This window comes from Bartonella sp. CE47NXGY (assembly GCF_042195415.1).
GTDB lineage: Bacteria > Pseudomonadota > Alphaproteobacteria > Rhizobiales > Rhizobiaceae > Bartonella.
Map to the genome: position 1 here is coordinate 79,890 of NZ_JBHIOI010000004.1, position 13,117 is coordinate 93,006.

A 13,117-nucleotide genomic window follows, 5' to 3' on the forward strand; every position below is an offset into this window, starting at 1 on the left:
GCAATGTAGAGATGTTATGGCTAAAAAATTAAAACAAAAGGAAGATACTCAAAGTAATCACTTTGCATTAACATCGAGTTCTCCACTCACCCCAGTATCAGAAAGAAAAAGTGAAGAGCCTCAGAAAAACGCACAGCTTCATAAACATTATCAAGGCCATCGTGAACGTCTTCGGAAGCGCTATTTAAAGTCAAAAGGAAATGCAATTGAAGATTATGAATATCTTGAATTATTGCTTTTTCGCACAATACCCCGTGCAAACACAAAACCCATAGCTAAAAATTTGATAGCGCGTTTTGGTTCATTAGCTGATGTGTTGGGAGCGGATATTCACCGACTTCAAGAAATTCCAGGATGTGGTCCCGCCACTGCAGTTGATTTAAAAATTATTTCAGATGTTGCTGGACGTCTTGCTCGTGCGCAATTGTTTAAGCGCGATATTTTTTCATCATGGGATAAAGTGTTAGCGTATTGTAAAGCTGTTATGGCTCACGAAACACGTGAACAGTTTCGTATTTTGTTTCTTGATAAGAAAAACGGCTTACTTGCTGATGAGGTGCAACAAACTGGAACCATTGATCATACCCCTGTTTATCCTCGTGAAGTTATTTCTCGAGCTTTAGAGTTATCCGCATCAGGACTTATCTTAGTCCACAATCACCCTTCTGGCGATTCCACCCCCTCTAATGCAGATATAACAATGACATATAGATTAAAAGATGCAGCAAATGCATTAGGCATTATTATCCATGACCATCTTATTATTGCACGAAATAACCATACGAGTTTTAAAGCGTTAAAACTTATATAAATCTTATGGGATAAAAAAGACTTCATTCAACTATGAATAACGAATCAATTTTCTAAATCAATATCTAATATAGCCATTGAGAAATTATAGGAGAGCTCATCTTCATCTTCATCTCGATAGATAATGCCTAAAAACTCATCTCCCATATAAACCTCACAAGAATCACTCTTTTTAGGACGTGCTCTGACTTGCAATGCTGAGTTTTGGAATATATTTCTAAAATAATTATCAAGTTTTTTTATTTCATCAGCATTCACTATGCTCTCCTGTTTTTTTGAAACGATTAAAATAATTGCGTGTCGTGCAAATAAGACACTCTTATGATTCTGTAAAGTCAGTAAAAAAGCATAATCTGAATATTTACTTAATATTACATATATTCACAACGTTCTTTATACATTCATAAAGAACGTTTACAAAAGGAGTCTATCATTATTAAATATACCCGTATAGATTAAAAAATGGCAAAAAAAAACTGTATATTTTTAATAATTTTACTTTATCTCCAATTTTAGCATCTGTATTTAAAATGCATATTCGTAAGAATAAATTGATCAATAATTTATAATTTTGTTTATTTTATAAAAAATACAAATAAAAATATTTTTTTATTTAAAACTACATTTTTTAGCAAAAAATATTTATTACATCATTCGAAAATAATTCTTTTTAATAACCTTTAAAGTATAATTATCTAATCTTAGAAGAATTACCTCTCTGGAAAATATACAAAATAAGCTAATAAGAGTTTATTTTTCTTTTCATTTTTTATAAAAACTTACGTCATAACAGAAAGATTTTTTAATAAGCTTTTTTCAATTTATACGAAATAAAAATATTGGGTATTTCTGTAAATTCTAAAAGCTATGAAGAGTTCTTATTTTATAGGATAACGAGAAAGAAAATCGATAACGCCTTTTTTATAAACTTTATCGCCTACAGCAAGCATATGATCTCGATCAGGAATTGATAAAGCTTCACCACAAGGCAACAAGGCTGCCAATGGCTCTGCATCACCGCCAATTTCATCTAATGAACCAACGGCAACAAGTGCTGGTTGTTTGATTTTGTAAACTTCAGACGCCGTTAACTCCTGTTTTGATGTAATGATACAAGCAGCAAGAGCACGCCTATCGCTTTTCGTTTGATCTGCAAATTTACGGAACATTAAACCGCGCGTATTGGTAATAGTGGAAATATCTTCTGCTAAAAGGGCCTCAGCAACGGGCTCCCAATTTCCTGCTCCCGTCACCATACCAATACCTAAACCACCAAAAATAACACTGTGTACATATGTTGGATGCAAAAGAGCCATGAAAGCACTAATACGAGCCCCCATAGAATATCCCATAACATGGGCTTTAGATAACTCTAAATGCTGCAGTAACTTTACTGCGTCGCCAGCCATAGCTTGAGGTGTATAAAAGATAGGATCATAACTTTTAACTGAATCTCCGTGACCGCGATTATCAAGAGCAATAACACGATATCCTGCTTCCGTGAGAATACGAAACCAACCTGTTGCATACCAATTCACCCGTGCAGAAGATCCAAAACCATGGATCAACAAAACAGGAGCGCCTTGTCCTTCTTCTCGATAAGCAAATCGCAAACCATTATATTCAAAAAAACGAATATCTTCAGCGGTCATTTTTTATTGCACTTTCCACAAAGTACAGGATGAATAACACGTTGTCCTTTTTGTATCTGTTTTTCAGAAACTTCACCAGCATTAATTTCAAGTGCAAAAGCTGCAGGAACTTCTGATGAAATGGTATTTGTTGAAAATGGAGAAGTATTTTCAATAATCGATACAATAATTCCCTCAGAGTTTAAGAAAATCATATCTAAAGGTAAAGGCGTATTTGCCATCCACATAAAAATTTTCTGCTCATCTCCCGATGGATAACTTTTTAGCTGCTTAAAGAGCATTGCACGATCGCGTGGAAAATCAGTTCGATACATTAAACCAGCTGCTGCTTGAGATGGCGTAAAAGCAATCTCTACCTTATAAAAAACCGGACCTTGCTTTGTATGTATTTCTAAAGGAATCGGATGCACAGGAATCTCTATGGGCTCCTTTGCTACAACAACACGCATATCTAACATAAAAAGCATCACCAATAAAACAATATACTCCTTTTTAAAAGGCTTTAACATTCTTGTCTCCACCAGAGAAAAATTTTAAATTTTGTTTATAAAATAAAAAGTACCAGAGTTTAAAAGTCAAAAAACAAGAGAATTGCTTCCTTGTTATTTTCTAGTTTCTTTCAACGTAATATGCACAATTTTCTTCATTTGGTTTATGGATTCACGAGAGCTATATTTTCTTTAAAAATCTACTTCTATAGCAATTTATGAAACAATCACCTTTAAAAATATAGAAAACACACTGATTTCACTCGTGAAATTTAATGCGTAGCTAAAGGAATGCCTATATCCGGATAAATCTCTGCTGTCATTAAACCTTTTTCTCCTTTACCAAAACGTACAAGAACAACTTGACCCGAACGAAGCTCTGCTAAACCAAAACGGCGCAATGTTTCCATATGAATAAAAATATCTTCCGTTCCTTGCCCACGGCTAAGAAAACCGTATCCTTTGTCACGATTAAACCATTTAACAATTGCTCGTTCTAGTCCACTTTCTGGAGTAACAACAACATGGGTACGGGCTGGAACTTCTGATGGATGGATTGCTGAAGAACAATCTATGGATTTCACCTGAACGCACTTTAATCCTCGTTCAGTTTTTTCCACAGCACAAATGACTTTAGCTCCCTCCAAAGCTGTTTGAAAACCATCCCTTCGCATTACTGTAACATGCAATAATATATCGGGGAAATGAGGTAAATCAGGTACAATAAATCCATACCCCTTACTACCATCAAACCACTTAATGACACCACTGATTTCGATAATCTCCCCACAAGCACCTATACTATCCTCAGATGGGGAACAATCCTTTAATGCATCCTTACTCGTCATAATAACGTGATCCTGTAGCTTATAAATTGTACGATATTGATTCTCTAGGTTTAAGTAAACATTGCTCTTGTATCAACACGCAAGCCCCAAGATAAGATTTCCCCACATTGTCGTATCTTCTATGTTAATGTCAGAGAATATCAACGTGAATATTTATAAAACTATTTGATTGTACACTTTACATACCTTACAAGAAGTGCCCTACAAAAGAGATCATATAAAAGTTTTTTTACATAATGATATTTTGATTAATGTGTAACTTGCATGATGAAGAAGTTCAATATAAGGTGAAAAAACGACAATTCAATTAAGGAAAATGCGCAATGCAATTGAAGAAAATCCTTACGATAATCGCAGCATTTATGGCATTTACAGCAAATGTTTATGCGAGTGAACCTATTAAGATTGGTGTTTATCTTCCATTAAGTGGTCAAAATGCATTTGGAGGTCAGCTTGAAATTAGAGGTATAGAATTAGCCCATAAAAAAGTTCCAGAAATTTTAGGACGTAAAGTAGAACTTGTTATTATTGATAATAAGTCTGATAAAGTAGAAGCGGCTAATGCTGTTATGCGTTTAACAGCAAGTGAAAAAGTGAGTGGAATCATTGGTAGCTATGGTTCTTCGCTCTCGTTAGCAGGTGGTGAAATATCTGAAAAGGCAAAGACTCCAACCATTGCAACGTCCTCAACAAGTCCCCTTGTTACACAGGGTAAAAAATATTACTTTCGTGCTTGCTTTATTGATTCCTATCAAGGAGTAGGAATCGCAACTTATGTAAGCCAAACTTTACACGCAAAAAAGGCTGCTATCCTTAAAGATATTTCAAGCGATTATGCTATTGGTCTTGCAAGTTATTTTACGCGTGCTTTCAAAAAATTAGGTGGTGAAGTTATCTCAAATTTAAATTATAATTCTGGAGATCAGGACTTTTCAGCTGTTCTCACGCAAATTATCGCCCAGAAACCTGATATCTTATTCATTCCATCTTACTTTTCTGAAGGTGCTATCATCATGAAACAAGCACGAGAATTAGGGGCTAAATTTCAAATTATGGGTGGAGATGCTATGGATAATCCAGAAACCATTACGATTGCAGGAAAAGCTGCAGAAGGTTTCTTACATACGACACTTCCCTATAGTGAGGATATGCCAAATATGTCAGTAGCTGCGCAAGAATTCACAAAAGAATGGAAAAAAGCTTACCCAGACAAAGAGCCAAATATCAATTCTGTTTTGGGATACACGAGTTATATGATGTTCATGAAGGCTATTGAAAATGCTGGTAGCACTGATCGTGAAAAAATTACTATCGCACTTAGCCAATTAAAAGATTTTCCTACCCCCTTTGGGGATATGTCAATGGATGAAAATCATAATCCTAAAATTCCTATTGGTATCATTAAAATACAGGATGGAAAACGTGTTTATTTAGAAGAAGTTAAACCTGCTTTTTAATTAAAAAGTTGTGCTTATTAAAATGCAAGAATTGGTTGAGGATCTTTTTCTCAACCAAAAACTTAGAAATTTCTTATTGTCCTATGTAAATTAACAAATGTGGAAGGATGAGAGATGAGCACTGAAATGTTCATCCAGTACTTTTTTAATGCACTGGCATTGGGATCTCTTTATGGGCTTATTGCTATTGGCTACACCATGGTCTACGGTATACTGAGACTCATTAATTTTGCTCACGGTGATATCTTTATGCTGGGAGCATATTTTGTTTTCTTTTCCACAATTGGCTTTATGCCTGCTTGGGCAGCTTTTCTTCTTTTGTTCCTTGCTGCTCTTGTTTATTATTCGGTCTTTATAGGCTTTAAAAGGCGTCCTCCAATTTATTGGATTGCTGCTTTTTTAATTCTTGCGCTAGGATTTGTTTATTATTTTAAAATTTCCCCGCAAGACTTTACACCGATTTGGGTTTTAGCTCTTTGTTTTTCCATTTTTATTACAAGTGCTGTGGGTGTTGCTGTTGATCAATTTGCTTATAAACCTCTACGCCATGCTCCGCGTATTTCGGCACTTATCGGTGCAATTGGTGTTTCTTTTTTTATTGAAAATCTTGCTACTGTACTCTTTAGTGGTGTTCCGAAAGGTGTACAACAGCCAGACTTTCTTGTAACACCATTTTTATGGCATCTAGGATCAGGAGCAGATGGTATCATCAGAATTGCTCCCATGTCTCTGATCGTTCCCTTTGTGTCATTAATTCTTATTTTATTACTATTATGGATTATCCATAAAACAAAACCGGGTCTTGCTATGCGCGCAATCTCCCATGATATTGAAACAACACGTTTGATGGGTGTGTCTGTCAATAAAGTTATTGCGTTTACATTTGGAATAGGCTCAGCTCTTGCCGCCATAGCAGGCATTATGTGGTCTTTACGTTATCCTCAAATTCAGCCTTATATGGGTGTTCTTCCTGGTCTCAAAGCATTTATTGCTGCTGTTATCGGAGGTATTGGTTCGATACCAGGAGCAATGTTGGGAGGATTGTTATTAGGGTTTATTGAAATTATGATTATCGCATTTTTCCCCGCGCTATCTGGATATCGAGATGCCTTCGCTTTCATTTTATTGATTCTGATTCTATTGATATTGCCCACAGGATTAATGGGTAAAAGAAATCAGGAGAAAATCTAATGGCAAAGTCAGCGACAACTGTTTTATCGTGTATAAGTGTTTTAGTTCTCATAGGTTTTTTATTTTATGCTGATAGCCATTTTAATGACTATACGCTTCGTATCATCAATCTGATTGCTATTAATGCGATATTGGCAATTTCGCTTAATTTGATTTACGGTTTCACAGGTATGTTTTCTCTTGGACATGCTGGATTTATGGCTATTGGTGCTTATGTTTGCGCAATTTTACTTCTTTCCCCTGAACAAAAAGAAATGATGTGGATTCTTGATCCTATTGCTGAACCATTATATCATTTGCAGTTACCTTTTTTTATCGCTGTTGTCGTAAGTGGTTTGTGTGCTGCTGTTGTAGGTTTATTAATTGCTTTACCAATATTGCGTCTTGGTGGCGATTATCTTGGAATTGCAACATTAGGTTTTGCGGAAATTATTCGCATTGTCATTACGAACGCAACATCGCTCACAAATGGCTCTTTGGGAATCAAAGGAATACCTCAAAATGCAACATTATGGTGGAACTATGGTTGGCTAGCATTTACAGTTCTCTTTATTGTCCTCTTACTGCAAAGCAATACTGGTAACGTATTACGTGCTATCCGTGATGATGAAATAGCTGCGAAAACTATGGGAATTAATGCTTTTTTCTACCGTAGTTTTTCCTTTACTGTTGGAGCATTTTTTGCAGGTATAGGTGGCGCATTAATGGCGGCTCTTATTTCAACCATTGATCCAAAAATGTTTAATTTTCTTCTGACTTTTAATATTTTAATGATTGTTGTTGCTGGTGGTCTCGGTTCAATTACAGGGAGCATTATTGGCAGCATTATTATTACAGTCATGCTTGAATGGCTTCGTATCATTGAAAGTCCATTTGACTTAGGTTTTATACATATTCCAGAAACCCCAGGGCTTCGTATGGTTGTTTTTTCTCTTTTATTGCTGGTAATTATCTTGTTTTGGAGAAAAGGGTTAATGGGACAACGAGAATTTTCATGGAATGGAATTTATAGCTTTTTGACACGCAAAAAGCTTTCTAATACTGAGGGAAAGCTATGAACGACAATATCCTTTCACTCAATAATATTGTAATGCGTTTTGGCGGATTAGTTGCTGTAAATAATGTTAATATGGCAATTAAACGAGGAAGTATTACTGGATTAATTGGTCCCAATGGTGCTGGAAAAACAACAGTTTTCAATATGATTTCTGGATTTTATGCTCCTACAAGCGGCATCATTCTTTTTGATGAGAAAAAAATTTCTGGAGCGTCTCCTTATATTATCTGTAGAAGCCATATTGCCAGAACATTTCAAAATATTCGTCTTTTCTCAGGGTTAACGGTTTTGCAGAATGTTATGGTAGGAGCGCATGTTCGACAAAAATATCCTTGGTTTTCTTCAGCTCTCTTTTTTTCAAAAGCAATAAAAGAAAAGAAGGAAGTTTATAAAAATTCCTTGGAGCTCCTTGAACAGCTACAACTTGATCATCTTGCCAATCAATCGGCAACAGCTTTACCTTATGGTGTGCAACGACGTCTAGAAATTGCACGTGCGTTAGCCACAAAGCCCAAATTGCTTCTTCTTGATGAACCTGTTGCTGGCATGAATCCACAAGAAAGTGAAGATCTTAGAAAATTCATAGCAAAAGTGCAAAAAGACTTTGATCTTACAATTCTTCTTATTGAGCACGATATGAAAGTGGTTATGGGGCTTTGCCAACATATTTTGGTTATGGAATATGGCTGTTGCATTGCCAGTGGTACACCAGATGAAATTCGTAATAACCCTAAAGTTATTGAAGCTTATCTTGGCGGAGATGTTTATGGATATTCTTAAAATAAAAAATCTTTACGTTCATTATGGCGCCATTAAAGCTGTCCAAAATCTTTCTATGTCCATAAAGCGGGGCAGTATTGTCACTTTAATTGGAGCCAATGGTGCAGGAAAAAGCAGTATTGTACGTTCTATTACAGGGCTTAATCGCTCTGTTTATGGAGAAATTACCTATAATGGCAAATCTATTATTAAAAAATCACCAGAAGAGATTTTGCGATTAGGGATTGCTCTAAGCCCTGAAGGACGACGTATCATGCCCCATCTCACTGTTTTAGAGAATCTTCATCTAGGCGCTTATATTCGTCACGATAAGCAGGGAATTTCCCGTGATATTGAATGGATATTTGACCTTTTTCCGCGCCTACGTGAAAGAGCAAAACAGTTGGGAGGAACAATGTCAGGTGGTGAACAACAGATGGTTGCTGTGGGCCGTGCACTCATGAGCAATCCTGATATGGTCATATTAGATGAACCCTCGTTGGGGTTAGCACCACTTCTCGTTCGAGAAATTTTTTCGATTATTCGAAAAATTAATGATATGGGGAAAACTGTTCTTCTTATTGAACAAAATGCATTTGCTGCACTTTCCATAGCTGACTATGCTTATATTTTAGAGGTAGGACATATTTTATTTCACGGTGAAGGAAAAACTATGCTCTCTGATTCGCGTGTTAAAGAAGCCTATCTTGGTGGGTAAGACTACGAATTAAGGAAATAGAGCTCATCCCTCCACCATTTAAAAAAGCATTTCTCATTAAGGATGAGAAATGCTCCTTTGTGAATTTTGACTATTACATCCACCATTTTTCTGCACTGAATATTCCTGCTTCTTGTTCAATAATGTGCGCTATCTGAAAAATGACTTCTTCAGAAAAAGGTTTACCAATCAATTGCAATCCTAGAGGTAAACCATTTGATGACAGACCAGCAGGAACAGAAATTCCTGGTAATCCAGCCATATTAACTGGTACAGTAAAAATATCATTAAGATACATTGCTACAGCATCATTTTTTATTTTTTCATCAGCAATACCAAAAGCAGATGTTGGTGTTGCTGGTGTCAAAATAGCATCAATGCCTGAAGCAAAACATTGATCAAAATCACGTTTTACGAGTGTTCTTACTTTTTGAGCTCTTAAATAACAGGCATCATAATAACCTGATGAAAGAACATAAGTCCCAACCAGAATGCGCCGTTTGACTTCATCACCAAAACCAACAGAACGCGTATTTTCATACATCTCAATGATGTCTTTCCCAGGCATGCGCAAACCAAAACGCACACCATCATAACGCGCTAAATTAGAAGAGGCTTCTGCAGGAGCTATAATGTAATAAGAAGGTAGAGCATATTTTGTATGGGGCAAAGAAATATCTTTAATCTCAGCACCTGCTTCTTTTAACCAATTTATTCCTTTTTGCCAAAGCTCAATAATTTCTGGAGACATTCCATCCACATGATATTCTTTTGGAATACCGATTTTCATTCCTTTGATTGATTGACCAAGATAACTTTCATAATCAGGAACTGGTAAATTGACGGAAGTAGAATCTTTTTCATCAAAAGAGGCCATTGATCTGAGTAAGATAGCACAATCACGAACATCTCTAGCAACAGGTCCAGCTTGATCAAGAGATGAAGCAAACGCGACAACGCCCCATCGCGAACAACGTCCATAAGTTGGCTTTATTCCTACAGTTCCAGTAAAAGCTGCTGGTTGACGTATTGAGCCACCTGTATCGGTTGCAGTTGCACCAGCACAAATTTGTGCAGCAACAGCGGCTGCGGATCCCCCCGAAGAACCACCGGGTACGAGTTTTTCATTTGAGCCTTTTTTTCTCCATGGACTAATAACGGGACCATAATATGATGTTTCGTTGGATGAGCCCATAGCAAACTCATCCATATTAAGTTTTCCTAACATCACAGCACCATCTTGCCATAAATTAGCCGTGACAGTTGATTCATAGTGCGGTTTAAAACCATCAAGGATATTTGAACAGGCTTGAGTATGAACACCATAGGTTGCAAAAAGATCTTTAATCCCCAAGGGAATTCCTTCCAAAAGCCCTCCCTGCCCTTTCGCTAAGCGACTGTCTGATTCAGCAGCCATTTTCATTGCCTGTTCTGCTGTTATTGTTACATAAGCATTCAAAGTTGGATTCGCCAACTCTATTGCTTGTAAATAAGCTTCCGTTAATTCTGTTGCTTTGAGATTTTTCTTTGTTAGAGCATCACGAGCTTGCGCAATTGTGAGAGTTGTTAAATCAGTCATATTGGTTCTCAAATTTCAAAAATACAAAAAGTTACTCAACAATTTTTGAGACAAGAAAAAAATTTTCTTCTGTAACAGGGGCATTGGCTACAATATCTGCTGCTTTATCACCATCTGTAACACTATCTTCACGCATTCGTAGAGTCATCGGCATCACAGATGTTAATGGCTCAACTCCACTGACATCAACTTCATTCAATTGCTCTACAAAACCTAAAATAGCATTGAATTTTTTTGTCACAGGTTCTATCTCATTATCGTGGAGGGCAATCCTTGCTAAATGTGCTATCCGCTTGACTGTCTCTTGATCAACAGACATACTCTTTACGCCTTTCTGCTTTTTTGTTTATTTATTTGATCTTTATTCTGGCTATACAAGGCTGCACTTGTAAGTGCAAGAATATTAGATAACATGAATAAAGAATATAACTATAGATCTGAAACATTAAAAAACGTATTATACCTTTATGACTGTTATTAATATAGATGAAGTTATAAAACATCTTTTGCCTAGACAAACAATAGCAGGCTTAGATTTAGGGACAAAAACTATCGGAATTGCGATTTCTGATATGGGGCTGACTGTCTCAAATCCGCGTCCTGTACTACAGCGAAAAAAATTTACAGAAGATGTTTACACACTTATTAAAATTTTTGACCGTGAAAATGTAGGCGTTATTATCATTGGCTTACCTCTTAACATGAATGGCAGCAGTGGCTCTCGTGTTCAAGCAACCAGAGCTTTTGTGAGCAATATGAAAGCTTATACAAAAATTCCATTTGTTTTTTGGGACGAACGTTTATCAACAATTGCTGCGGAACGGTCTCTTTTAGAAATGAATGTATCGCGCGCTAAAAGAGCAAGCCGTATTGATTCGGCAGCCGCCGCTTTTATATTGCAAGGTGCTCTCAATAGAATTCAAAACTTTCATCATATGGAAGGATAGAGGACATTGAGCAAATGCCCTGCATTATATCGTGCAATGAGCATCCCGTAAGAAGATCTCCATTGTCCCCCAAGGCGGCTTTCCATATAGGCATTCGCAACATGTTCTATGTCTGTAGAACGTAATGCTGCTGCTGCTGCTGCATAAGCTACTTGTTCAACAAAAAATCTTCCTGCACCTTCATTTGCTGATGCCATATCACCTGCTGACTTAATAATTTCAATTGCTCGGGGTCCCGCTGGTCCAATATCAAGAGCAATTTTTTCCAACAATTTCTGAAACAATCCCGGTGCTTTTTCAGCAATAAGAATTGCATCCTTTACCAATTGATTAGCAGAACTATTTCTCACAATTCGCGCAGGCCCATTATGCAACATTTGTGATAATGGATTATTCTCTATAAAACTTTCAATACCAAGTTGTGCAATAATTTCACCAATAATAGGCACAACCAATTGACTTACATGATAAGCAATAATAGGTGTCATAATGCGGGCAAAAGCTGCTTCAGAACGGTCATTTGCTGCATTGTCAAATGCTCTTGCTAAACGCAAAACCAATGCTTGTGAGGCAGCTATATCTAATGCAATATCTGCAAAAATACGTTCTGTCAGTGGAGGTAAAGGCTGATTGGGCATTTTTTTCCGGAAAAAATCCATACCAAATTGAAGAGCAGCTCGTAAAACACCTGCCGACATGACAGATTGATCGAAACGCATCATCGTCTCGATATCTTTAATAACTTTAAGCCCTTCTCCAGCATTTCCCAAAAGCCAGCCATAACTGCCTTGGAAGTCGACAACCCCCTCTGGTGTTAATAGTTCTCCAGAACGCTGAATTAAATGACGAATCGATATAGATCCATTTAATGCACCATTTTCTTGTATGCGTGGAATAAAAAAACAACTTAAATGACCATCTAAATCTGCACTAACAAGATATCCGTCAGCGGTAGGATTAATAACGTTGGTTTTTACAACATTTAAACGATATAGATCACGTTCCATACTTTCATCGAAAGAAATTTTCTTAACACTTGGAAAATTGAAAGCGTATTTTTCAATATCGTCAAATGCACAAGTTAGAGAAGCAGCCTTTTTATGATGAATAGGCTTTGATGAGGAATCATATTGGCGTGATAAAAGTACATTTTGCCATTTTTTGAAGAGCTCAATATCACTAATTAAAACAGCAATAGCTGCACTCGTTATGATAACTTCATTCAAATGTCCTGTTTCTAAACCAGCAGATAAAGCTAAACGAATCGCACGCGCTTGATAGCGTACTCCATTTTCTGAGCTCGTATTTTCCCAAAGCGAGGTAACCAAACCTGCTTGTCTAGAATATTGTTGAAGAGCTTGATAGGAAGAATGGATCTCTAATCTTTCTGTTGGTTGCCCCCATTCATCATTATAGCATAGTAAAGGCTTATAATGATTCGCTAAGCAAGAAAGTTTCCATGCTTCTCGACTCGCGGCAAAATCCCCTATTTCTTCAAAACTTGCTAACAAAAACTTAGGCAAAGTAGAAGCAATACGAAACATAAGCGTATCGCTAAGAAATGTATTTTTTCGACGAGTATTTTGCGCAGATACAGCACTCATAGGTATA

At 36.6% G+C, this 13,117-nt stretch carries 14 protein-coding genes; 7 read left to right on the plus strand and 7 right to left on the minus strand.

The window, feature by feature from the left end:
- Window positions 1-16 precede the first annotated feature (16 nt).
- Window positions 17-811: a DNA repair protein RadC gene (gene radC / locus ACFIL3_RS02905; RefSeq protein ID WP_375611924.1), complete on the plus strand. Its 795-nt coding sequence runs from the start codon at window positions 17-19 to the stop codon at window positions 809-811.
- Between the two features lie 44 nt (window positions 812-855).
- Here radC and ACFIL3_RS02910 read toward each other — a convergent pair whose 3' ends face one another.
- The 4 genes from ACFIL3_RS02910 to ACFIL3_RS02925 form a co-directional block, all read right to left on the minus strand.
- Window positions 856-1,068, minus strand: coding sequence for a DUF3126 family protein (locus tag ACFIL3_RS02910; protein WP_375611925.1), 213 nt, complete (start codon window positions 1,066-1,068; stop codon window positions 856-858).
- Between the two features lie 620 nt (window positions 1,069-1,688).
- Window positions 1,689-2,462: an alpha/beta fold hydrolase gene (locus ACFIL3_RS02915; protein ID WP_375613418.1), complete on the minus strand. Its 774-nt coding sequence runs from the start codon at window positions 2,460-2,462 to the stop codon at window positions 1,689-1,691.
- The gene (locus tag ACFIL3_RS02920) at window positions 2,459-2,971 is read right to left on the minus strand and encodes a DUF192 domain-containing protein (protein ID WP_375628133.1); all 513 of its coding nucleotides are present in this window, start codon (window positions 2,969-2,971) and stop codon (window positions 2,459-2,461) included. The genes ACFIL3_RS02915 and ACFIL3_RS02920 overlap by 4 nt, the downstream gene beginning before the upstream one ends.
- Window positions 2,972-3,222: 251 nt before the next feature.
- Window positions 3,223-3,798 carry a cold-shock protein gene (locus tag ACFIL3_RS02925; RefSeq protein ID WP_273791031.1) on the minus strand — a complete coding sequence of 192 codons (576 nt, stop codon included), beginning with the start codon at window positions 3,796-3,798 and terminating at the stop codon, window positions 3,223-3,225.
- Window positions 3,799-4,121: 323 nt separating this feature from the next.
- Here ACFIL3_RS02925 and ACFIL3_RS02930 point away from each other — a divergent pair, with 323 nt between their 5' ends.
- The 5 genes from ACFIL3_RS02930 (at window position 4,122) to ACFIL3_RS02950 (ending at window position 8,980) form a co-directional block, all read left to right on the plus strand.
- Complete coding sequence (locus tag ACFIL3_RS02930) at window positions 4,122-5,255, plus strand: ABC transporter substrate-binding protein (RefSeq protein ID WP_273791030.1); 1,134 nt, start codon at window positions 4,122-4,124, stop codon at window positions 5,253-5,255.
- 114 nt (window positions 5,256-5,369) lie between these two features.
- A complete protein-coding gene (locus ACFIL3_RS02935) occupies window positions 5,370-6,446 on the plus strand; it encodes a branched-chain amino acid ABC transporter permease (protein WP_375611928.1) in 1,077 nt (358 codons plus the stop codon).
- Complete coding sequence (locus tag ACFIL3_RS02940) at window positions 6,446-7,504, plus strand: branched-chain amino acid ABC transporter permease (RefSeq protein WP_375611929.1); 1,059 nt, start codon at window positions 6,446-6,448, stop codon at window positions 7,502-7,504. Before ACFIL3_RS02935 ends, ACFIL3_RS02940 begins: the two co-directional genes overlap by 1 nt.
- The gene (locus ACFIL3_RS02945) at window positions 7,501-8,283 is read left to right on the plus strand and encodes an ABC transporter ATP-binding protein (RefSeq protein WP_375611930.1); all 783 of its coding nucleotides are present in this window, start codon (window positions 7,501-7,503) and stop codon (window positions 8,281-8,283) included. Before ACFIL3_RS02940 ends, ACFIL3_RS02945 begins: the two co-directional genes overlap by 4 nt.
- A complete protein-coding gene (locus ACFIL3_RS02950; RefSeq protein WP_273791026.1) occupies window positions 8,270-8,980 on the plus strand; it encodes an ABC transporter ATP-binding protein in 711 nt (236 codons plus the stop codon). Before ACFIL3_RS02945 ends, ACFIL3_RS02950 begins: the two co-directional genes overlap by 14 nt.
- 94 nt (window positions 8,981-9,074) lie before the next feature.
- Here the strand turns inward: ACFIL3_RS02950 and gatA are convergent, their stop codons facing one another.
- Window positions 9,075-10,559 carry an Asp-tRNA(Asn)/Glu-tRNA(Gln) amidotransferase subunit GatA gene (gene gatA, locus ACFIL3_RS02955; protein WP_375611931.1) on the minus strand — a complete coding sequence of 495 codons (1,485 nt, stop codon included), beginning with the start codon at window positions 10,557-10,559 and terminating at the stop codon, window positions 9,075-9,077.
- 31 nt (window positions 10,560-10,590) lie between these two features.
- Complete coding sequence (gatC, locus tag ACFIL3_RS02960; protein WP_375681823.1) at window positions 10,591-10,878, minus strand: Asp-tRNA(Asn)/Glu-tRNA(Gln) amidotransferase subunit GatC; 288 nt, start codon at window positions 10,876-10,878, stop codon at window positions 10,591-10,593.
- Window positions 10,879-11,026: 148 nt separating this feature from the next.
- Here gatC and ruvX point away from each other — a divergent pair, with 148 nt between their 5' ends.
- Window positions 11,027-11,506 (plus strand): Holliday junction resolvase RuvX, encoded by a 480-nt coding sequence (gene ruvX, locus ACFIL3_RS02965; protein WP_375681824.1) that lies wholly within the window; start codon window positions 11,027-11,029, stop codon window positions 11,504-11,506.
- Here the strand turns inward: ruvX and ACFIL3_RS02970 are convergent.
- A complete protein-coding gene (locus ACFIL3_RS02970; protein ID WP_375638413.1) occupies window positions 11,491-13,110 on the minus strand; it encodes an acyl-CoA dehydrogenase family protein in 1,620 nt (539 codons plus the stop codon). The genes ruvX and ACFIL3_RS02970 overlap by 16 nt on opposite strands.
- Window positions 13,111-13,117: the final 7 nt, after the last annotated feature.

Coding starts and splice junctions, on each gene's coding strand:
- radC (WP_375611924.1), top strand. CDS start 17: ATGGCTAAAAAATTAAAACAAAAGGAAGATACTCAAAGTAATCACTTT.
- ACFIL3_RS02915 (WP_375613418.1), bottom strand. CDS start 2,462: ATGACCGCTGAAGATATTCGTTTTTTTGAATATAATGGTTTGCGATTT.
- ACFIL3_RS02920 (WP_375628133.1), bottom strand. CDS start 2,971: ATGTTAAAGCCTTTTAAAAAGGAGTATATTGTTTTATTGGTGATGCTT.
- ACFIL3_RS02925 (WP_273791031.1), bottom strand. CDS start 3,798: ATGACGAGTAAGGATGCATTAAAGGATTGTTCCCCATCTGAGGATAGT.
- ACFIL3_RS02930 (WP_273791030.1), top strand. CDS start 4,122: ATGCAATTGAAGAAAATCCTTACGATAATCGCAGCATTTATGGCATTT.
- ACFIL3_RS02935 (WP_375611928.1), top strand. CDS start 5,370: ATGAGCACTGAAATGTTCATCCAGTACTTTTTTAATGCACTGGCATTG.
- ACFIL3_RS02940 (WP_375611929.1), top strand. CDS start 6,446: ATGGCAAAGTCAGCGACAACTGTTTTATCGTGTATAAGTGTTTTAGTT.
- ACFIL3_RS02945 (WP_375611930.1), top strand. CDS start 7,501: ATGAACGACAATATCCTTTCACTCAATAATATTGTAATGCGTTTTGGC.
- ACFIL3_RS02950 (WP_273791026.1), top strand. CDS start 8,270: ATGGATATTCTTAAAATAAAAAATCTTTACGTTCATTATGGCGCCATT.
- gatA (WP_375611931.1), bottom strand. CDS start 10,559: ATGACTGATTTAACAACTCTCACAATTGCGCAAGCTCGTGATGCTCTA.
- gatC (WP_375681823.1), bottom strand. CDS start 10,878: ATGTCTGTTGATCAAGAGACAGTCAAGCGGATAGCACATTTAGCAAGG.
- ruvX (WP_375681824.1), top strand. CDS start 11,027: ATGACTGTTATTAATATAGATGAAGTTATAAAACATCTTTTGCCTAGA.
- ACFIL3_RS02970 (WP_375638413.1), bottom strand. CDS start 13,110: ATGAGTGCTGTATCTGCGCAAAATACTCGTCGAAAAAATACATTTCTT.